Consider the following 19,487-nt stretch of genomic DNA (forward strand, 5'->3'; position numbering starts at 1 on the left):
CCATTTTGCAGTAAATGCAAGTATGGACAGGGCTATTTGCTGCCTTTACCCTGTCTATTTTGCGGAAAATGGAAAAATAGACAGGGGTTTTTGCTGCCTTTTTCCTGTCCATTATGCGCGAAATGGAAAAATAGACAGGGCTATTTGCTGTCTTTTCCCTGTCTATTATGCGGTAAATGGAAATATAGACAGAGCTATTTACTGCCATTTTCCTGTCCATTATGCGGTAAATGGAAAAATAGACAGGGCATTTTACTGCCTTTACCCTGTCTATTATGCGGTAAATGCAAGTATGGACAGGGATTTATTGCTTTATATTAAAGTGCACTGCCTATATTGGAGAGCGATGAAAAGTGGCAGAACAACACGGGAAGAGTTGCTGCTTAGGCTTTGTTGTTTTCTTTCATAAAATGAGCTGATACCGGGTATTTATAGAGCAGGTTTGCTACGAGGATCGAGAGTAGTGATCCTGCTATCATTATCAGAAAACCGATGGCTATTGCGATTTTCATGTTGATCTTAAAAAATTCATCCAGCATGGATGTGAAGATGATTGTTGGAATAAATATGATTACCATGAATATAATACTCAATAGTGTGCGCTTGCTAAATAAAATTTCATACAACATAAAATTGATGCAGAGTACACTGAAAGCCAAAATGAGCGTGCCGTGTTTTGCATAGCTTTCTTGTAAAGAAAGATTCGGTAACGGTTTACTTACAATATATAACCTGTGTATTGATATTAATAGAAAAGTGATTATATACAGGGGGATTTGTATATAAAAGGGGTATACGGTCTGGAGTTTTTTGGCTGACGGTGATGACTGCGCAAGTCCTGATCCGCTTGTGTTCACAATGCTCATAAAAAAGAAAATTGCGGAATTAGTAAAGAATATCATGTTTGATAAATTACTATGTGATAAGAGCTCGCCAATCATTCCTAGTAAAAACACGACTACTGATAATATAAGCTGAGATTTTAAGTGCGGATCAGTTTTGATTATTGTTATTATTTTTTTGATTTCTTTTTTCATGTGGCTCCTTAATGACAAGGTGAGATTGGTTTTTCTTGTACATAAATTATTTCACTTCATAATTGATCAAAAGCCGGCGAGGTATTTGCTAAGCTTTGTTGTTTGCCTTCATAACATGAGCTGATATTGGGTACTTATAGAGCAGGTTTGCTAGAAGGATTGAAAGCAGTGAACCTGTTATTACTATTGCGAATCCTGCGGCGATAGAAGCTGTTAGGGTAAGCTTGTATAGTAATGACGGCACGCGTATACCAATAAAACAGATTGATAAAATTATTGGTGCATAAGTAATACAAATGCAAATTACTCCGAAAACAAAGATTTTTCGGGTGATAATCTCAGAAATAGAAATGATAAATATCGCAATGCTATACAAGATAATCAATCCGCATTGTATAGCATAGATGCGATCTGCTGACATATCGGGTATTGGCTTACTTGAAAGATAAACTCTGTGCCAGGAGAGTAGCGCAAATATAATAATGTGAAATGGCATTTGCAGAATGAATGGATATAGGGTCTGGAGTTTTTTTGCAGATGCCGAGGATTGAACTATGCTGCTTCCGCTTGATATCATGATTGATTGATATATCAGGCATACACAAGTTGACAATCCAATTATACCTGTATTTCCTAAATCTGAAGAAAACTCACAAAATACTCCTCCGACAAATAGAAATATTCCGATGAAAATCTGGGATTTTAATTGTGGAGCCGCTTTTATAATAGTCATTATTTTCGTTATTTCTTTTTTCATGTCTGATCTCCTTGATGATAGAAGGCAATTTTTTTGGTCTTTTCCTTAAGCTTTATTATTGACTCTCATTACATGTGCGGATATAGGGTATTTATATAGCAGGTTTGCAAAAAGAGTTGAGAGCAGTGAACCTGCTATTAGAATAAGAAAGCCTAAAGTAATAGCGATTGGAAATGTGAGATTAGTAATATTGTAAAAAGATTGAGGATGTATTATTGAATAAGAAATCATAGTTATAAAAATAAATGTAAATAATATCATACAAACAAGAGAAAGGCCAAAGAATTTATGACTTAAAATTTCATATATGGATGAAAAGAAGCATATTGCGCTAAACATTAGAATATAAAAGCATTGTAAGCTGATGTTTTCTTTTATAGACATATCAAGTGCTGGTTTACTTGCAATATAAACGCTGTTAAAGGAAACAATAAAAAAGAGGATACTGTTCACAAGTAGCTTTATATAAAAGGGAAAACTAATTTGGAGTTTTTTTGCTGATGAGGAGGTTTGGCCAAGCCCGGTGCAACTAACCGACATTATGGTCTGGTATATTTGTCCGGTAACGTTGGAAAGATAAAATAACCCCAGAATGTTATATGTACTTGATGTCTTTGCAGTTATCTCGAAACATATTCCTGCAATCAAGAACAATAATGCACTGATTATTCGTGTTTTTAATTGTGGAGCGGCTTTTATAATAGTTATTATTTTCTTTATTTCTTTTTTCATGTCAATACTCCTTGATGTTAGAAAAGCAACGATCTGTTGTGTAATTAAAAACCAAAATACTGATTATTACAGATAAAATAAAACTTATCGGAAGCCATATAATAAACGGTATATGAATGGAATCATAAATAAACAGGAACAGCATGCATGCGTTAAGCGCACCAATTATTGCGGTTAGCGGTAGTGATATATATGCGTGTACATTATTTGACAGAATATTTCTCGTAAATGTAATGATGCCTGTCGTAGTGCTGTAGTCAAGAAAGATTATGGTTGAGACAAACACCGGCAAACGCATATCTATACTATTGGCTGATATTATTGTGGCTATGATCAGGCTTAGTGTAGGAGGGATGGTCAGCTGCACAAACCTTCTTATCTGGTCTGCAATTATTGCGTCCTTTATAAAGCTGTCAACGTGAGTTGATGTTTTTATTATTCCAAGGAAAAATCCTTTTGCGGTAATTCCGTTAAAAGGCATATAGTCAGCTAATAAGGTAAAAAATGAAAGAAGCGTCATCATGATTGCTATACCCATATAGTTGTCAAATGACATAATTACCAATGCAAAAGGAACAAGAAAAGCAGGCATAACAACAAGCATTGCAATGTTATATAAAAAACTGCAAAAGCAATTATGCGCAGTTATCATTCTTGATAGATGTTTCATTTATATACTCCTCCGATCAGCTATGTGACTTAAGCTTTGTGTATGCACGCATAATGCCGACGGCAAGCTGTGAAAGAGTGGGGATAGAGGTTTCTACATCCATTCCTGCAAGCTTATCAATGTTTTCGCTGAGGCAAAGACCCTCATAACCGTAGGTATTCGAAGTTATGTCATAAAGGATATGCTTTGCGGCTTTTTCGTCTTTCTTTTCACCGCGTACAAAAACATATTTCTCTTTTAGATCTTCTACAAAGCCCTGTTCGACAACGGTTCCGTTTTCAATTATGATCGCATAATCTGTCACGTTCTCCATGTCAGAGATGTTGTGAGTGGAGAAGATAACCGATTTGTCGTTATCCTCTGAAGAAGCGAGGTATTCACGGAGCATTGAACACAGTCTTTCTCTCATAAGCGGATCAAGCGGAGAAGCGGGCTCATCCATGAGAAGGAGCTTGGTATCTCTTGCAAGAACACCTGCAAGCATGAGTTTTATGCGGTTTCCATCTGAGAGACTACTTACTTTTTTGTCTTTACCCGAACGTGAGCTGCTTGTTACCGCAAGATCTTCTAAGATCTGATCGTATTTTTCTCCGTCGAAATTATCGAACAATACAGACTGAATCTCTTTTGTCTGCTTGAGTGTCCAGTGGGGGAGGAAGTAGTGCTTGTCGGTACCGGTATAGCCGATGTGTTCTTTAACGTAAGGATCGTTTTCCCTGTCTTTTTCCGTGTAATTACCAAAGTAAGTGATTTCGCCTTTATGAACCTGCTTTATACCTGCGATCATTTCGAGCAAAGTAGTTTTACCTGCGCCGTTTTCGCCGATAAGTGCCGTTGCGAATCCTTTGGGAAAATTGATACTGTCAATATTAAGCTCGAAATGACGGTATTTTTTACTGATGTTTTTACATGAGATGACTGCTTCTGCTTTCATAGCTTAATGCCTCCGTTATTAATTATCCAATTTCTGCAATGTCTTTAGTGTGCTGATAAGCTCGCTGTCTGACATCTTCGCGATCTTTGCAAATTTGATCGCATCAAGAAGTGCGTCTTCAACCTTGCGAATATGCTGCTCTTTGAGCATTTCAGTGTCCTGGGCGTTTACGTAATAACCTTTTCCTTGGACGGCTGTTACAAGCCCTTCGCTTTCAAGCTGTTCATATGCCTTTATGGTTGTGATGACGCTGATCTTAAGTTCCTTGGCAAGTCCCCGTATCGATGGCAGGTATTCACCCTGACCGATTCGCCCTTCAAGTACCTCACCGCGGAAATAGTCAGCAATCTGCTGGTAGATTGGCACACCTGAATTCTGTGAGATTTTCATATGATTCCTCATTAAAAATACAGTTAGTGTTATTGATTCAGATGAAACTGTTTATGTGTTATATATACACTAATAACACATAGAAGTCAAATTCAAAATTTCCGAAAACATATTGACATATTACGACTGACGTAGTATTAATACTATTACAGACGTACTACGACAAACATAGTATAGCAACAAATTAAATGACATGAAGGGATCTATCTGAGAATGAAGACAAAAAAATTTATCTACGGAATACTTTTAACGTTTTTATTATTCTTTTTATTTGTGGCGTCGGAAATATTGGCAAGTATTTTTGTTCGTGATGAAACATTAAAAGATACTTTGCAAGCGGCTTCGCGCTATCTGATTGCTATATTGGGACTATTTTTGGCAAACAGGTTATACGGAACTGACTTTAGATTCAGAAGTAAAGGATTTGCAAAAGGAGTTTTTTGTACGGGAATAACACTTATGGCATTGGTTGTTCTTAATCTTTATGATGACTTTTCGCAGCCTGAAATTTCTTTTGTTAAGGCTCTTCCAAGACTTATATTCGCATTTGTTTGCAATATGGGAACCGGAATGTTTGAAGAATCAATGCTTAGAGGTACACTTTTTAACTCCTTCAGATATCGTTTTGGTGAAAGCAGAAAAGGTATAGTAAAAGCAATACTTATCTCATCGATTGTATTTGGGCTTTTGCACTTTTCGAATCTTATATCTTCACCTACAAGGGTTATCGCGACTGTTTCACAGGTTATCTATGCAATTGCAATCGGATGCTGTCTGGCTTGCGTGTACTACATTACGGATAGCATATGGGTTGTTTCTGTTTTGCACGGACTTATTGACTTTACATCCGAGTTTTGGGACTGTTTCATTAACTCGGATACCGGACTTGCGGTACAAAAAGCGACAGAGGATATAACACTTTCCGAAGGAATATATGCTGTTTCTGTAACGGTTGTTTGTGCCGTAATTGCTTTTATACAGCTCCGCAGAGAGTTTGGCAAAAGAAAGATGAAATAATCGATAGCTATTGAAAGGAGGTGGTATAAAAACATAATAATCTGATCACACTCTAATAAATGTAAATACCCCAAGGAAAAGCGAGGACATATAGAATGGATAGCCTGTCACTATATGATCCTCGCTTTACTGTTTGCATGTGTATCGGATATAATCTGATATGTGGAGGGAAATATGACAACAGACGAGATAAGAGCAAGGCTCTTTGAACTAAAAGACGATAAGTACGCAGCATTTAACAGAAAGCTAATTCCTACAGTCAATCCCGATAAGGTGCTCGGCGTGAGAACTCCTGCGCTTAAGAAGTTTGCAAAAGAGGTTGCAAAAGATGAGGAAGGGTGCACGGCTTTTTTACAGGAGCTTCCGCACAGATATTACGACGAGAATCAGCTCCATGCCTTCATAATATCCGGGATAAAAGAATATGAAAGCTGCGTTTTTGAAGTTGAAAAATTCCTTCCGTACGTTGATAACTGGGCAACCTGCGATCAGATGTTGCCGGCGGCATTTAAGAAAAACAAAGATGAACTTGTAAAGAAGATATACGAATGGCTCGATTCGGATAAGACATATACAGTGCGATTCGGCATAGGTATGCTTATGAAGCATTATCTTGAGGAGGATTTTAAACCGGAATATCTTGAGAGAGTATCGTTGATCAGGTCTGATGAATATTACATTCAGATGATGATAGCGTGGTATTTTGCAACTGCGCTCAGCTTTCGCTATGACGACGCGCTTCCGTACATAAGAGACAATAAACTTGATCCCGATGTTAAGAAAAAGACTGTCAGAAAGGCGATTGAAAGCTATCGGATATCCAAAGAACAGAAAGATTATCTCAGAAATTGTTGATTAAGCGTAAATTAAAAAAAAATTTACAACACGTAATAATTTGAAGATGCCGATGGATAGGGGGTTCCCGCGAACGGAAACGGTAAAATTTTGTGGAAAATCGTACACATTTATGGTGCAGAAGTATAAAATATGTGCGGAATGAAGCAATAAATCAATCTTTATGATACAATAATATGCAGTTAAGGAGAAATGTGTATGCGTATTATTAATATTATAGAAAACACTGCAGGTAAAAATGACTGCATACCGGAGCATGGATTGTGCTTCTACGTAGAGACCAAGAAACATAAGATTCTCGTAGATACCGGAGCATCTGGACTTCTTGTAGAGAATGCAGATCAGCTTGGAATAGATTTAGCGGATGTGGACACTGTTGTTATCACACACGGTCATTACGACCATGGCGGCGGTATCCTTTCATTTGTAGATCTGAATGATACTGCGATGATTTATATAAGTGAACATGCTTTTCAGAAGTTCTACTCGACGTCGCGCGGAAGAAGACCCAGATATATTGGTCTTAGCAGAAAGGTAAAAGACCTTCCTCAATTGGAAATCTTAGAGGATGGCGTAACAAAAATTGACGATGAGCTTACTATCTTTTCCGATATAGGGGACAGATATGAGAACCCCCAGACGAACAGCACTCTTTTTATAAAAGATGGCGGAGAGCTTGTAGAGGATGATTTTGCTCATGAGCAGTGCCTTGTTGTTTCAACCGAAGGTAAAAAAATATTATTTTCGGGCTGTGCACATCACGGTATTCAGAATATAATGGATAAGTATGTGTCGATATTTAAGAGCGATCCCGACGCGGTAATAAGTGGTTTTCACACTGCAAGGGACAGAGGATACTCCAAAGAAGATATCAAGGAGATCCGTAATATCGCAAAAGATCTCACAGAGTACGAATCGGTATTCTATACAGGTCACTGCACGGGCGTTGAGCCGTTTGAAGAGATGCAGAAGATTCTGAAGGACAAGATAAAGTACGTTCACTGCGGCGATGAGATCAAATTCTCTGATTCGAGAAAGAGCAATGATTCGAGAAAGAGCAAGAGCAGAAGCAGAGACAGAGACTTTGATATGGACATGGATATGGATGTTGATAATGACATCGATAATGATATCGATAATGATATCGATGACGATGAAGAGGATACAAGAACATCCGGCTCAAGAAGTTCCAGAGCTTCAAGACGTAAAGAAGAACCTGAATCAAGTCCGAGAGAGAGAAGATCGTCAAGGGCAAAAGAGTCGGTTGAATCAAGACCCAGGGAAAAAGCGTCTTCGAGAGCAAAAGAAGCCGTGGTTTCAAAGCCTAAAGAGGCTTCGAATTCAAGAGTTAAACAGGCCGTAGTTTCAAAGCCTAAAGAGACAGCAGCTGCTAAGAAAAAAGAAGCAGAACATGTAAAATCAAAGGATACAGCACCTGAGAAGAAAGAAGAAACAGTGGTTGTAAGAGCTGAAGATACCGTAAGGGCAAAATACAGAAGGATAACAGAGACTCTTATCAAAAGAGGATTATCTTTTACATCAATGGAAAGTTGTACGTCGGGGCTTATCGCTTCGCTTATAACAGATACAGAGGGCTCATCGGCCGTAATGAAGGGCGCTTATATTACTTACAGTAATGAAGCCAAGGTTCTCCACGGAGTTCCTAAGGAAACCATCGATAAGTACGGAGTATATTCCTATGAGACTGCCGAAGATATGGCATTCTCCGCAGGCGCAATCTATGAAGCGGATGTTGCTATCGGAGTAACCGGAACGATGGGAAATTCCGATCCTTCAAATGATGACAGCGTTCCGGGAGAGGTTTATTTTGCGATTGCTTCCAAATTTGGAAACAGAAGCTATCATGCGAATATACCCCCGAAACACTCAAGATATGAGTATAAGCTTGCCGTCGCTGAACTTGTGGCGGATAAATTAATAGAGATTATAGGCAAATAATTCACGGAGGGATTCATAAAAAATGCAGAAATGGGCAAGACTTTTATATCAGCCGGCGCTACCTTTAAACGGGAAGGTGCCTGTTACGGGAAGCGAGGAACATATCAGTATTTCCAAAAAAGCTGCGGATGAAAGTGTTGTTCTCTTAAAGAACAATGGGCTTTTGCCTCTCAAAAACGTTGAGAAGGTGGCTCTGCTTGGTAAAGCGTCATATGAGTACGTAAAAGGCGGCGGAGGTTCCGGAGACGTTTACTGCGAATATACAAGATCGTTGTACGACGGACTTAAGATGCGCGGTGTCAAGGTGTACGAGCCTATTATTGAATACTACAAGGAAGAACTTGATAAGCAGTACAAGAAGGGCTGTGTTCCGGGAATGACCAAGGAACCGACTATCCCTTCGGTTATTCTTAAGAATGCTACGAGATTTTCCGAGACAGCTATCGTTGTTATCAACAGATTCTCAGGCGAAGGTTGGGATCGAAGCGATATAGACGGAGACATCGAAACGTTTAATCCATGGCCTGCCGGAGTTAAGATGACAACTTTATCGAAAGTCATCTTCCCTGATGGAGATTTTTATCTTTCATTTGAGGAAAAAGAGCTTGTCCAAAATGCATGTGATATCTTTGAAAATGTAGTTGTTGTTCTCAACATTGGCGGTGTTATGGACTGCAGATGGATAGAGGGCAATGACAGGATTGATGCGGCTGTTTATATGGGACAGGGCGGAATGGAAGGCGGTCTTGCGGCAGCAGACGTTATTCTTGGAAACATTTGTCCTTCGGGAAGACTTGCCGATACATTTGCGGGAACTCTTGATGATTATCCGTCAACAAAGGGATATCACGATTCTTTTGATTACGTGGATTACACGGAAGATATCTATGTTGGTTACAGATTTTTTGAAACCTTCGAGGGAGCTTCCGACAGAGTTATCTATCCTTTCGGATATGGATTGTCATATACAACTTTTGATATAGAAGTTTTGGGTGCCGTCAAAAAAGAGGACACCATCATTTTCAATGTAAAAGTTACAAATACAGGAAGAATGGCAGGAAAAGAAGTTGTGCAGCTCTATGTTTCGGCGCCTGCCGGCAAACTTCTTAAACCTAAAAAGAGCCTTGTTGATTTTGAGAAGACAAAAGAGCTTCAGCCCGGCGAGGCACAGCTTATGACACTTAAGATCACCGAATACGGCCTTTCATCTTATGATGATCTCGGAAAGTTCAGTGATGCATCTTATGTTCTTGAAAAGGGAAAATATGAATTCTACCTTGGAAGCAATGTAAGAGATGCGGCAAAGATATCTTTCTTCTGGGAGAACTTTGTTGATAAAGTTGTATGCACATTAAGCCACAAGGCTGTTCCCGCAGCGCTTAAAAAGAGACTTTTGGGCGACGGAACATATGAAGAACTTCCTGTTTTTGAGAAACCTGACAAGAATGAAAGTGTAATAGAGAAGATGGAGCCCGGTACGGAGGAAGCGCTTGCTCCCACTGAAAAAGGGCTTAAGAGACATTATTACACAATGCCTTTGATAGAGGGTGCAAAGCAGCTTTCGGAAGTTGCGGAAGGCAAGATAAGTCTTGATGAATTTATGGAACAGCTTTCTGTCAATGATATGATAGAGCTTCTGGGAGGCCAGCCCAACACAGGTGTTGCCAATGTATTCGGTTTTGGTAATATGGACGAATACGGCATTCCAAATGCAATGACAGCTGACGGACCTGCAGGTGTTCGTATCATGCCTGAGACCGGAATCAGGACTACGGCATTCCCATGTGCTACTTCAATTGCATGTACATGGAACAAAGAAATCGCTGAAGAAGTGGGAAGAGCAGGCGGAGAAGAGCTTAAAGAGAATAACCTCTGCGTATGGCTTACACCTGCGATCAATATACACAGAAATCCCATGTGCGGAAGAAATTTCGAATATTATTCGGAAGATCCTTACCTTACAGGTAAGATGGCAGCAGCCATGGTGCGCGGAATTCAGAAGAATCATGTCGGTGCTTGTGTTAAGCACTTTGCTTGCAATAACAAGGAGATCAACAGAAAGCACTGCGATTCAAGAGTATCTGAAAGAGCGCTAAGAGAAATCTATTTAAAGCCTTTTGAGATGATCGTAAAAGAAGAGCAGCCTTACACCATAATGTCATCTTACAATGTGGTTAACGGCGAAAGAGCTTCTGAGTGCAGAGACCTTATAACAGGTATCCTTCGCGAGGAGTGGGGATATACAGGACTTGTTATGTCCGACTGGTGGACAAGAGGAGAGCACTATAAAGAGATCAATGCAGGTAACGACCTTAAGATGGCGACAGGATTCCCTGAGAGAGTTAAGGAAGCCCTTGAGCTTGGCGCCGTAAGCGAAGAGAACATTCGTATAAGTGCCAAGAGAGTGCTGAAAACACTGCTTAAATTTGATTGATATTTAATAGAACAATATGAAAAGGACTAAAGAGATATGACTCTTTAGTCCTTTTTTCTTAGTGGGGTTTTAACATGCAGTTTTTATTTTGTTTCGCCTGAACTTGTCCATATATTGGCATATGCTGAATCAATGTAACCTTCGCTGCCTTCATCATATTCAATTTTTAGCCAGCCTTCAGTTTCATCAAGAACTTTTACTTCTTCGCATGGAGCAAGGTATCCGATATTTTCAGAATCATAATTTGGTTCTTTGCGTACTCTTAGGACTCCGTCATCTGTTTTGATTGTAGCCATCTTGACTCCGTTTGGATCAGAAACTGCAACTATATCAGAAGATAATAGTGCAGAGGCGGAACTTTCGGGAGCTTCTGTTGGAGCGGCATCGTCGGACGCCTCGTTCGTAGATGAAACGCTTGCAGAATTATCAGCGGATGGGTCAACATATGAATTCTCGGCGCTGTTGCCGCATCCTATAAGTGTAAATACAATAGCAGAAGTAAATAAAAAAGCTTTTATTTTATCCCTTTTCATCTTTTCTCTCTTTTCTCTATTATGTTTTTATTTAGAACTGTTTAGCTCCACTGGAACTTTTTGTAATTTACATTATTCTGATACTCGATAGAAGCAACCTTTCCGTTTTCGACGGAAAAACTGATCCTGACATCACCAAGCTCATAGACGAATGATTCACCGAAATAGGCAATATATTCTTCTTCTGTCAATTCTCTTCCTGTAGGACCGTCAAATACCTGGTTGTGTTTGCCGTTAGGAGTTCCGTAAGCGGCGATAAGTTCTTCCTTGGAGCTTCCAACCTTGATATTACGTGCGGTTGTCATTCCTGCTACACGTGTGGATATTGTAATAGGAGTTTCTGTTCCGAAATCACTTCTACATATCATACCGACTGCCTGATTTTTGCCATATGCATAATAGGATTGCAGGCTCTGTATATTTGAATCTGCAGGAACATATCCGCCCATTGCTTTATTCACCGCATCAAAGCTATCCATTATGGATACAACGTTTCCGTTATAAGTAAACTGATAATCCTTGACGTCGCCCTTATTAGCTGTGTTAGAAGATGCGGTAGCCTTGTTTTCTTCAGGGGCAGCAGGTGTAGTAGAAGTGTTTGCCGCTGTGGTATTGGCTTTTTCGTTAGCCAAAGCCTCTTTATTGGACTTATCTACGTTGGCATTGTGATCAAATGCAAACCATGCTACCTTATCGGTTTTTTCGCTAAAGCAGAAGTATAAGCTGAATTTATCGAACTTATATTTATAACTGTATTCTGTGCCGGTACCGCCTTCAAAATATCCCTTCTCAACAGGCTTTCCATATAAAGATGTTATTTGATCAACTGTGTCTCCGACACCTGCATTGCGGGATGTCTTTATATCTTTCCTGTTATATACGGAAAGGCTGAGCGGAAGTTCCTTGCCCTCACTTAGATAGGTAGAGTAGTGGATGTTTCCTGAATCATAAGAATAGTTATATTCGTTGAGGGAATAGGTCTTTTTGTCTTCGTAAGTTCCGAGATCGGCAAGTGTTTTTGTTGAATCGTCCAATACTGAAAGAACCTTACCGTTATAAATGATCTCGTTCTCGGCAAGTTTTGTCTGGGTTTGCTGTGAGGTTGCAGTAGCTGCGGTATCTGTTTTGGTCTCGGACTTATCGGCCGATGAAGCAGTAGTAGCTGCGTCTGATACCTCAGAAGATGCAGCGGTTGCTGCAGATGTATCTGCTGAAGCTGCAGTTGCTGCTTCTGCAGAAGATGCGTTGGAAGAAGCGTCTTCGCCGGCAACCATCTCAGCTTTTGCGATTTCTCTCTTTGCTTCCTCGGTCATTTCCATTTCGCTGCTTCCCTCGGTGGCACTCATTGATGCTCCGTCGCAGCCTACAAGCGATAACATCATTGCAGATGCCAAAAGGGCTGCTGTTGTTGTGCGTCTTTTCATAGTATTTCTCCGTTTCATTTTGGTAATAATTTATGAGTAACCTTATGTGCCTGACATTACTTGTGCATAAACCAGGTTACTGAAGGTTTCATTATTTGCTTTATCAGTAAAATAGTAATAACCTACCTTGCCGTTCTCGATTCCGAAGGATATAGAATATGAATCGAATTCATACCAATTCATTTTGCCCTTGATTCCGTCACCGCGCTCATATTCTTCCTTGTCTCCAAACGGTTCGCCGTAAGCAGCGATCATTTCTTCTTTTGTACTTCCAATGCCTATATTACGGGCTGTATTTATGCCTTCTTTGTTTATGTTCATGTTGTATGCATATTCTTTTCCGTCTTTAACATAAGTTGACAGACTAACGCCGGAGTCAAATTTGTATATAGGCATTGTTTCTCCCCAAAACTCGATGTCTTTATCTGAAGGGGTGCCAAGGTCTGCCAATGTTTTTTCTGCGTCGTTAAGAACTGAAACGGCTTTGCCGTTCACGGTGACTGTTGTTTCAGTGATGGCGTCTCCGTTTTCCGATGCGCTTGAATCTGTGGTTTCTTCACTTTCAGCTGAAGTAGTTTCTTCTGTTTCGCCGGCTTCTCCGGTCTCTTCGGGAGCTACTTCGGAAAGCTGCAACTCGCCTTCTGCTTCGGAAGCATCAGATGATGGAGCACTACATCCCATAAGCGAAAGAATAATAGATGCCGCCAAAAGGATAGGTAATGTCGAACTTTTTTTCATGTTGTTTTCCTCCGTTTTCATGGTTTTATTTGGTGTCATTTATTACATATTCAATCTTGTAAACCTTATCATCATCATCAAAATAGAAGATGATGTAGTAATCTTCAAAATCACAAAGAATCCAGTTCCCGATTCGCTCACCGGCATTGTCGTAGGCGGCGATGACTTCGTCCTGGGTGCTTCCTATACTTATGCCGTTTGAAGTACGCACGCTTTCGTCGGATATGGTGTACATAAATGTCGCATCGTTTGACATAGTATAATCAATGGTAGGAGAGTGATAACCATCGAAGTATTCTTTGTTGAAGTGGAGGTAGGTAGAGACCTCTCCGGTATCACATGTACTTAATATATCAATGACTGTATTCGGATCGTCGAAAAGAGAAAGCATATTTCCCTTATATTCAAAAGCTGCATCGGCTAAGTTCTTTTCTTTGGTCTGTGGCTGAGACGAAAGTGTGGCAGCGCTTGAAGCGGTGTCTGAAATGTTGCCGCAGCCCATAAGTGTTAGGACTATTGCAGATATTGAAATGATTGATGTTACGATTCGTTTACTCATGATAGGGTCTCCTCATTGCATTAACTAAGATAATACTGCTTTTTTAATTGAGCGCACAGCTGTACTTATTGCCGTTATCGTTGTTTAAGTATGAGAAGGATGTAAGTTTTTTGTCGTTATCCAGGCTGAAAGTTATTGAAAAACTTCCCATATCATAATCAAGATCGTATATATTTACCTCGGGAAAATCAGCAATCTCACTTGGCTTTCCGTAGGCTGATATTATTTCTTTTTCGGTGTTCCCGAGGCCTATTCCCTTAGATGTTTTTATGTTTTTGTCATGGACAAGAATATAGTCAGGGGCTTCGGTGCCGTTGCTTAGTTTAAAGGCAGAGTACTCAATGATGTCGGGATCTGTTCCGAAGAGGTAGGTCTCAGAATTATTGTATGCTGAAGGTTCGCTGCTTGTGGGCGTACCAAGAGCTGCAAGGACTGTTTTGGTATCATCGAGAATAGAGACTGTATTTCCGTTATATTCAAAAACTGCATCTTCTGAATTGGTGATCTTTTCAGGCTCAACGGGTATTTCGTCCGAACTTTTTTCATTAACTGTAGTTGCTTTAGTGGCATTCATAGTTTCGGCTTTGTCAGCGATAACTTTGATGGCAGATGCTTCTTCGGCAGCAGAAACGCTGTCGGGTGAAGTTACGCCACATCCTACGAGTGCAAGTGCTATAACAGATATCAATAAAAAACTTGTTCTTCTCTTCATCATTTTTCCTCTGGTTTAAATATATCTTTATGAAACTGGTTATTAGTTTTCGTTAATGAATCCGATTGCATCAACTTTACTGTTTTTATCTAAAAAGAATGTAAGTGTGTAACCGTCGAAGTTATACTCGATATCATTTATGCCGTCAAGCTTGGTCGCCTCAGCTTCACCATAAGCGGCAATAACATCTTTATCGGTGCTTCCTATTGATATTCCTCTTGATGTCTTAATAGCGGAATCATAGATTATTATTGCGTCTGTCTTTCCGGCGATTACTGTAAGGTCGATAGTATCGGGATCGGTACCGTATGTATACATCCTGTCTGCAGGATCGTCGCTGTTTGGAGCTTCCTCTTCATTACTTGGTTTGCCGAGAGCAGACTTGATTTTATCAGGGGCGTCGGTAATAGATATTGTGGTTCCGTTATATTCAAAAGATAAATCTGCAGCATCGGGATTACTAGGCTTATTGGCAATGGCTCCGTCAGTGTAGTCGCCTTCGTCTTCAGTTGCTTCGGGAGCATCTGCTTTAGCTTCGGCTGAAACTTCTGCTTCAGATCCTTTTGAAACTCCCGCATCCGATTCTGCTGTAACACCGCATCCTGCAAGTGTAAGCATCATAACTGATGATGCAATGATAATTGCTGATAAATTTCTTTTTTTCATAATAGACATTCTCCTCAATTCCTGTTAAAATAAATACACGTGTTACGTGTATTAGTGATACTAGTACACTTATAGCACAATACTTTTTGGATGTCAATAGCCTGATAGTATTATGCGGATGAAATTATAGAAATTGGAGGGATAGCAGAATGAAAGCAGAATTAGTGAGAAAAGTATTATCTTATGTGGTTACGCAGACATTATTGATGAGATATACATATTATGATACAATTTGTCTACGGAGGCGATAATTATGATATTTCGAGAAGATATTAGACCATCTGCTGATCTGCGAAATCATTATAACGAGATTTCAAGACAATGTCGAGAAAATGGAGAGGCGGTTATTATTACTGTAAATGGTAAAGGTGATACCGTGTCTTTAAGCTATGAAGATTATAAGCGGTTGAAGAATGAATTGAGATTGTATGAACTGCTGGCTCAGTCAGAAAATGACCGCAGAAATGATAGAGTTGCTCCTATCGAGGGAATGTTTGACAGAATAAGAGACAAGGTAAAAGGTATGAATCTCAATGAGTGATTTTGTTATTGAGAAGACAGATACATTCGAAGAATCGCTTTTAGAAATTGCAATTATGATTGCAAAAAAATTTGATTATGAGGTAATGGACGAAAGTTTAAAAATGATTGAGGAGCATATTTCTCAATTATCAAATCCGGAAATAGGCAGTGACAAATTTCCGGCACTTTCCAGAAAAGGATACAAAGTATTGGTGATTCCTCATAATTATGTTATATATACAGTTGATTATTTACGAAAGAGAGTCACATTACATCTTATCATTGATGATCGCCAAGAATTATATGGAGTTATCAGCAGATATTCATTATTATGATTATATAAAAAATCCCTATACTGAATGGTATCGGGATTTTTTATTCTATATAGTAAGTGGGGGCCGGGCTGTAGCTCGCCCCTTTTACTATGGGGGAGTTTGGATCAGTTGGTTTTGAAGATGGCGCTTTTTCTTTTGTTGAGGGCAAAGAGTAAGATCATGCCAAGGATGAAGCATGAGATGACTTCGCCGATGCATACTGTGAGCATGAAGTATGGAAGAGTTCCTTCGAGCTGGTACACGTGAATGAGTACGAAAGGAACGATGAGTGTGTTTGCTATGATGGGAGGAAGTGGGGTGAGCCATGTCCTGAGTTTGCTTGTGCTATAGAAGTCGGGGGCTGATGTCTTTTTTAACCCGTGTGCAATGAAGTAAGTTCCGAGTGCACCGAGAAGCGTTGCGATTGAGCCGAAAATGATGTCGAGCAGCATGCAGCCTGTTGTTATGTTTGCGATTATACATCCGATGAAAAGTCCCGGAATTGCGGCGGGTGTGAAGAAAGGCAGAATTGTAAGTGCCTCCGAAAAACGTACCTGGATCGCGTAATTTGCAAGACCAAGCATGTTTGCAAAGTGCGTAAGCACAACGTAAAGAGCTGCGATTGCGGCAGCATGAGTGATAAATAGAGTCTTTTTGTTATTCAATTGAATTCTCCTTTAGTTTTGTTTATTGTCAGGAAGGTCTCGAACTGACATAATAATACTATCATCTTTTGGAAAAAATGACAGGGGGATTGCGGAATATATGAGCAGAAATTACAAGTTCTTGATTAGTTATGACGGTACCAGATTTCACGGATGGGAGAGGCAGCCCGGTAAGGATATGACTATACAGGGCAAGCTTGAGAGTGTTCTTAATAAGATGGTAAATCTCCCTGAGGGAACGATCAATCTAATTGGTGCGGGCAGGACGGACGCCGGCGTGCATGCCAGGGCAATGACTGCAAATACCGCTCTTGATACCAATATGACGGAAGATGAGATACGTGAGTATATGAATAAGTATCTCCCTGAGGATATAAGCATAAATGACGTTAAGATCTGTTCGGACAGATTTCACTCAAGATATAACGCACTTGGAAAGACATATCGTTATACCTGTTGGTATGGCCCTTCCAAGCCTGTTTTTGACAGAAAATACGTGACCGTATTGGAGAAAAAGCCTGATGCGGATAAGATGAGAAAGGCTGCTGCAATCCTTGAGGGAACGCATGACTTTAAGAGTTTTTGCGGAAACAACCGCATGAAGAAGTCCACGGTCAGATGTGTCGATTCCATAAAGATAGAAGAGAGCGGAAGCTACATAAGGCTTTATTTTCACGGAAACGGCTTTTTGCAGAACATGGTCCGCATACTTACGGGAACTTTGCTTGAAGTCGGATACGGCAATATAGCGCCTTCCGAGGTAAAAGAGATTTTGGAGTCATGCGACAGGCAGAAGGCGGGACCGACGGCGCCTCCGCTCGGATTATGTCTTATGAAAGTAGACTATTAAAAATAACTAAATTTAGCAAAAATACGTTGATAAGTGCATGGGTTTTAGCTTAATATAGTATTATTGTTTATCAAAATTTTAATATGAGGGGACACTAATGACAAACAAAATCTATTCTGCACTAACACGTACTGCGCTTTCTGCGTTAGCGGCACTAAGCGTCTTTTCTTTTGCTACGCTCTACGCTAAGGCGGAAGGAAACGGATCTGTAGCGATCACATCGGCAAGTATCAACAATGACGGCGAAAAAGTAACGGTTACCGCTTCTGTTCAGGCGATGCCTCAGAGCGATAACGGTATGTTATATCTTTTCGCAGAGAAAGTTTATCAGAACGAACCTGCGGGAGCACCTGTGGCGTCAGTTCCGATGAATTCGGCGGTTACTTTTTCTTTTCCGCTTGATTATAAAACTACTCAGTGTAAGTTATATGACAAGTTTCAGGTTGCAGTGCTTTCGGGAGGCGTGTTCGTTCCTGTTTCGGGAACCCGCTATATAACCAATCCCGAGGTGCTTGCCAAATCATCTCCCAAGAGAAAAAACAACGGTAAAAAAGGTCTTATCCTTGACGGAGCAAAGATTGGTAACGGAAATACAGAGGCTACCCAGCTCGGAGTTCAGCAGGCTGCGTACAATATTAATCTTGAAGATATCATAGGCGGCAACGGAGGCGTTGTTTTTGAGTATAACGGAAAGACTTACAACTATGATTCATCATATTTAAGTCAGTACGACCATGCTGTAAGAACATGTACACAGCAGGGAATGGGCGTTACGATAGTTCTTTTGAATCCTTATGTTCCGGGTGAAGAGTTCATGATCTCTCCTTATTCAAGGGGTGCGCATTCACGTTATTACATGATGAACACATCGGATGATGTGGGACTTGAGAACCTCGAAGCCGTAGTTACATATCTTGCATACAGATATAACGGACAGAACGGATTTGGACAGGTAGATAACTGGGTGATCGGAAATGAAGTAAATGCCAAGAATGAGTGGAATATTGCGAATGTTTCCGATGAGATGTTGTATGCACAGCTCTATGCCGATGAGCTAAGAGTGTGCTACAATGCTATAAAAAGCAAAAATGCCAATGCACATGTTTGTGCAAGCTTTGATCATAACTGGACTTATAAGAACACACCTTCATATTTCTCGGCAAGAAGCCTTATAGAGGCGATGAACGCGTGCATTGTTGCACAGGGTAATTTCGACTGGGCGCTTGCAGAGCACCCTTACAATTATCCCATGGTATGGACAGCGTTCTGGTCACCTAAGAACGAGGCTGCAGCGGCAATGGTAAGACATGATATCGACACACCTTATATGTCTATGCAGAATATAGAGCAGCTTACGGATTATATGTGCCAGCCTGCGATGCGTAACACTAAGGGTGCGGTAAGACCTATACTTCTTACGGAAGTTGGATATACATCCACTCAGGGACAGGAAGAACAGGCATCGGCTATTGTTTATGCATATCAGAGAGCTATGACAAACCGATATATCAATATGATCGTCTTTAACAGACAGACGGATTATCCTGTTGAGGTTGCCGACGGACTTTCTGTCGGACTTACAGGCCAGGACGGATCAAGAAAACTTGCTTTTGAGTTCTATCAGCAAATGAGCAGTCCCAACGCCGGAGCTTATATTCAAAGAGCTGCCGCAAATGCCGGAATCGCTGACTGGAATGCTGCTATGTTTGCAAGATAATC

Annotated in this window: 21 protein-coding genes; 8 read left to right on the top strand and 13 right to left on the bottom strand. The window is 40.3% G+C overall.

The window, feature by feature from the left end; genetic code table 11:
* Window positions 1–383: 383 nt before the first annotated feature.
* The 6 genes from DL92_RS0100155 to DL92_RS0100180 form a co-directional block, all read right to left on the bottom strand.
* The gene (locus tag DL92_RS0100155) at window positions 384–1,037 is read right to left on the bottom strand and encodes a hypothetical protein (RefSeq protein ID WP_026666552.1); all 654 of its coding nucleotides are present in this window, start codon (window positions 1,035–1,037) and stop codon (window positions 384–386) included.
* 88 nt (window positions 1,038–1,125) lie between these two features.
* A complete protein-coding gene (locus DL92_RS0100160; RefSeq protein WP_026666553.1) occupies window positions 1,126–1,794 on the bottom strand; it encodes a hypothetical protein in 669 nt (222 codons plus the stop codon).
* A gap of 45 nt (window positions 1,795–1,839) precedes the next feature.
* Window positions 1,840–2,526, bottom strand: coding sequence for a hypothetical protein (locus DL92_RS0100165; RefSeq protein ID WP_026666554.1), 687 nt, complete (start codon window positions 2,524–2,526; stop codon window positions 1,840–1,842).
* Between the two features lies 1 nt (window position 2,527).
* Window positions 2,528–3,196, bottom strand: coding sequence for a hypothetical protein (locus DL92_RS0100170; RefSeq protein ID WP_026655269.1), 669 nt, complete (start codon window positions 3,194–3,196; stop codon window positions 2,528–2,530).
* Between the two features lie 16 nt (window positions 3,197–3,212).
* On the bottom strand, window positions 3,213–4,130 hold the full coding sequence (locus tag DL92_RS0100175; protein ID WP_026655268.1) for an ATP-binding cassette domain-containing protein: 918 nt from the start codon (window positions 4,128–4,130) through the stop codon (window positions 3,213–3,215).
* Window positions 4,131–4,148: 18 nt separating this feature from the next.
* Window positions 4,149–4,520 carry a GntR family transcriptional regulator gene (locus DL92_RS0100180; RefSeq protein WP_026655267.1) on the bottom strand — a complete coding sequence of 124 codons (372 nt, stop codon included), beginning with the start codon at window positions 4,518–4,520 and terminating at the stop codon, window positions 4,149–4,151.
* 213 nt (window positions 4,521–4,733) lie between these two features.
* Here DL92_RS0100180 and DL92_RS19900 point away from each other — a divergent pair, with 213 nt between their 5' ends.
* The 4 genes from DL92_RS19900 to DL92_RS0100200 all read left to right on the top strand — a co-directional run bounded on the left by DL92_RS19900 (window position 4,734) and on the right by DL92_RS0100200 (window position 10,785).
* Entirely contained in the window at window positions 4,734–5,537 is an 804-nt protein-coding gene (locus DL92_RS19900) for a CPBP family intramembrane glutamic endopeptidase (protein ID WP_051594105.1), read from the top strand.
* 174 nt (window positions 5,538–5,711) lie between these two features.
* On the top strand, window positions 5,712–6,392 hold the full coding sequence (locus tag DL92_RS0100190) for a DNA alkylation repair protein (RefSeq protein WP_026655265.1): 681 nt from the start codon (window positions 5,712–5,714) through the stop codon (window positions 6,390–6,392).
* Window positions 6,393–6,590: 198 nt separating this feature from the next.
* Window positions 6,591–8,351 carry a nicotinamide-nucleotide amidohydrolase family protein gene (locus DL92_RS19905; protein ID WP_051594104.1) on the top strand — a complete coding sequence of 587 codons (1,761 nt, stop codon included), beginning with the start codon at window positions 6,591–6,593 and terminating at the stop codon, window positions 8,349–8,351.
* 22 nt (window positions 8,352–8,373) lie between these two features.
* A complete protein-coding gene (locus DL92_RS0100200) occupies window positions 8,374–10,785 on the top strand; it encodes a glycoside hydrolase family 3 protein (protein WP_026655264.1) in 2,412 nt (803 codons plus the stop codon).
* An 83-nt stretch (window positions 10,786–10,868) separates the two neighbouring features.
* Here the strand turns inward: DL92_RS0100200 and DL92_RS0100205 are convergent, their stop codons facing one another.
* From DL92_RS0100205 to DL92_RS0100230, 6 genes are read right to left on the bottom strand one after another with little or no spacing between them, the layout of a single operon-like run.
* Window positions 10,869–11,318 (bottom strand): SH3 domain-containing protein, encoded by a 450-nt coding sequence (locus DL92_RS0100205; protein ID WP_026655263.1) that lies wholly within the window; start codon window positions 11,316–11,318, stop codon window positions 10,869–10,871.
* A gap of 41 nt (window positions 11,319–11,359) precedes the next feature.
* Entirely contained in the window at window positions 11,360–12,742 is a 1,383-nt protein-coding gene (locus tag DL92_RS0100210) for a hypothetical protein (protein ID WP_026666555.1), read from the bottom strand.
* 42 nt (window positions 12,743–12,784) lie between these two features.
* Window positions 12,785–13,480, bottom strand: coding sequence for a hypothetical protein (locus DL92_RS0100215; RefSeq protein ID WP_026666556.1), 696 nt, complete (start codon window positions 13,478–13,480; stop codon window positions 12,785–12,787).
* A gap of 25 nt (window positions 13,481–13,505) precedes the next feature.
* On the bottom strand, window positions 13,506–14,039 hold the full coding sequence (locus tag DL92_RS0100220; RefSeq protein ID WP_026655260.1) for a hypothetical protein: 534 nt from the start codon (window positions 14,037–14,039) through the stop codon (window positions 13,506–13,508).
* Window positions 14,040–14,082: 43 nt separating this feature from the next.
* A complete protein-coding gene (locus DL92_RS0100225) occupies window positions 14,083–14,754 on the bottom strand; it encodes an ABC transporter substrate-binding protein (RefSeq protein WP_197027228.1) in 672 nt (223 codons plus the stop codon).
* Window positions 14,755–14,793: 39 nt separating this feature from the next.
* Entirely contained in the window at window positions 14,794–15,417 is a 624-nt protein-coding gene (locus DL92_RS0100230) for a hypothetical protein (RefSeq protein ID WP_026655258.1), read from the bottom strand.
* 253 nt (window positions 15,418–15,670) lie between these two features.
* On the opposite strand from DL92_RS0100230, the gene DL92_RS0100235 reads away from it, so the two are divergent.
* Window positions 15,671–15,958, top strand: coding sequence for a type II toxin-antitoxin system Phd/YefM family antitoxin (locus DL92_RS0100235; RefSeq protein WP_034468230.1), 288 nt, complete (start codon window positions 15,671–15,673; stop codon window positions 15,956–15,958).
* Window positions 15,951–16,274: a hypothetical protein gene (locus tag DL92_RS0100240; RefSeq protein WP_026655255.1), complete on the top strand. Its 324-nt coding sequence runs from the start codon at window positions 15,951–15,953 to the stop codon at window positions 16,272–16,274. Before DL92_RS0100235 ends, DL92_RS0100240 begins: the two co-directional genes overlap by 8 nt.
* Before the next feature lie 104 nt (window positions 16,275–16,378).
* On the opposite strand, the gene DL92_RS0100245 is transcribed toward DL92_RS0100240, so the two are convergent.
* On the bottom strand, window positions 16,379–16,918 hold the full coding sequence (locus tag DL92_RS0100245) for a QueT transporter family protein (RefSeq protein ID WP_026655254.1): 540 nt from the start codon (window positions 16,916–16,918) through the stop codon (window positions 16,379–16,381).
* Window positions 16,919–17,018: 100 nt separating this feature from the next.
* On the opposite strand from DL92_RS0100245, the gene truA reads away from it, so the two are divergent.
* Together truA and DL92_RS0100255 are read left to right on the top strand one after the other, a co-directional pair.
* Window positions 17,019–17,768 carry a tRNA pseudouridine(38-40) synthase TruA gene (gene truA / locus DL92_RS0100250; protein ID WP_026666559.1) on the top strand — a complete coding sequence of 250 codons (750 nt, stop codon included), beginning with the start codon at window positions 17,019–17,021 and terminating at the stop codon, window positions 17,766–17,768.
* A 97-nt stretch (window positions 17,769–17,865) separates the two neighbouring features.
* Complete coding sequence (locus tag DL92_RS0100255; protein WP_026655252.1) at window positions 17,866–19,485, top strand: DUF5722 domain-containing protein; 1,620 nt, start codon at window positions 17,866–17,868, stop codon at window positions 19,483–19,485.
* Window positions 19,486–19,487 lie beyond the last annotated feature (2 nt).

The organism is Butyrivibrio sp. AE2005 (genome assembly GCF_000686965.1).
Lineage (GTDB): Bacteria > Bacillota > Clostridia > Lachnospirales > Lachnospiraceae > Butyrivibrio > Butyrivibrio hungatei_A.

What these genes read in the sequence shown, in the direction of transcription:
- DL92_RS0100155 (WP_026666552.1), bottom strand. Translation starts at nt 1,037, where the DNA reads ATGAAAAAAGAAATCAAAAAAATAATAACAATAATCAAAACTGATCCG.
- DL92_RS0100160 (WP_026666553.1), bottom strand. Translation starts at nt 1,794, where the DNA reads ATGAAAAAAGAAATAACGAAAATAATGACTATTATAAAAGCGGCTCCA.
- DL92_RS0100165 (WP_026666554.1), bottom strand. Translation starts at nt 2,526, where the DNA reads ATGAAAAAAGAAATAAAGAAAATAATAACTATTATAAAAGCCGCTCCA.
- DL92_RS0100170 (WP_026655269.1), bottom strand. Translation starts at nt 3,196, where the DNA reads ATGAAACATCTATCAAGAATGATAACTGCGCATAATTGCTTTTGCAGT.
- DL92_RS0100175 (WP_026655268.1), bottom strand. Translation starts at nt 4,130, where the DNA reads ATGAAAGCAGAAGCAGTCATCTCATGTAAAAACATCAGTAAAAAATAC.
- DL92_RS0100180 (WP_026655267.1), bottom strand. Translation starts at nt 4,520, where the DNA reads ATGAAAATCTCACAGAATTCAGGTGTGCCAATCTACCAGCAGATTGCT.
- DL92_RS19900 (WP_051594105.1), top strand. Translation starts at nt 4,734, where the DNA reads ATGAAGACAAAAAAATTTATCTACGGAATACTTTTAACGTTTTTATTA.
- DL92_RS0100190 (WP_026655265.1), top strand. Translation starts at nt 5,712, where the DNA reads ATGACAACAGACGAGATAAGAGCAAGGCTCTTTGAACTAAAAGACGAT.
- DL92_RS19905 (WP_051594104.1), top strand. Translation starts at nt 6,591, where the DNA reads ATGCGTATTATTAATATTATAGAAAACACTGCAGGTAAAAATGACTGC.
- DL92_RS0100200 (WP_026655264.1), top strand. Translation starts at nt 8,374, where the DNA reads ATGCAGAAATGGGCAAGACTTTTATATCAGCCGGCGCTACCTTTAAAC.
- DL92_RS0100205 (WP_026655263.1), bottom strand. Translation starts at nt 11,318, where the DNA reads ATGAAAAGGGATAAAATAAAAGCTTTTTTATTTACTTCTGCTATTGTA.
- DL92_RS0100210 (WP_026666555.1), bottom strand. Translation starts at nt 12,742, where the DNA reads ATGAAAAGACGCACAACAACAGCAGCCCTTTTGGCATCTGCAATGATG.
- DL92_RS0100215 (WP_026666556.1), bottom strand. Translation starts at nt 13,480, where the DNA reads ATGAAAAAAAGTTCGACATTACCTATCCTTTTGGCGGCATCTATTATT.
- DL92_RS0100220 (WP_026655260.1), bottom strand. Translation starts at nt 14,039, where the DNA reads ATGAGTAAACGAATCGTAACATCAATCATTTCAATATCTGCAATAGTC.
- DL92_RS0100225 (WP_197027228.1), bottom strand. Translation starts at nt 14,754, where the DNA reads ATGATGAAGAGAAGAACAAGTTTTTTATTGATATCTGTTATAGCACTT.
- DL92_RS0100230 (WP_026655258.1), bottom strand. Translation starts at nt 15,417, where the DNA reads ATGAAAAAAAGAAATTTATCAGCAATTATCATTGCATCATCAGTTATG.
- DL92_RS0100235 (WP_034468230.1), top strand. Translation starts at nt 15,671, where the DNA reads ATGATATTTCGAGAAGATATTAGACCATCTGCTGATCTGCGAAATCAT.
- DL92_RS0100240 (WP_026655255.1), top strand. Translation starts at nt 15,951, where the DNA reads ATGAGTGATTTTGTTATTGAGAAGACAGATACATTCGAAGAATCGCTT.
- truA (WP_026666559.1), top strand. Translation starts at nt 17,019, where the DNA reads ATGAGCAGAAATTACAAGTTCTTGATTAGTTATGACGGTACCAGATTT.
- DL92_RS0100255 (WP_026655252.1), top strand. Translation starts at nt 17,866, where the DNA reads ATGACAAACAAAATCTATTCTGCACTAACACGTACTGCGCTTTCTGCG.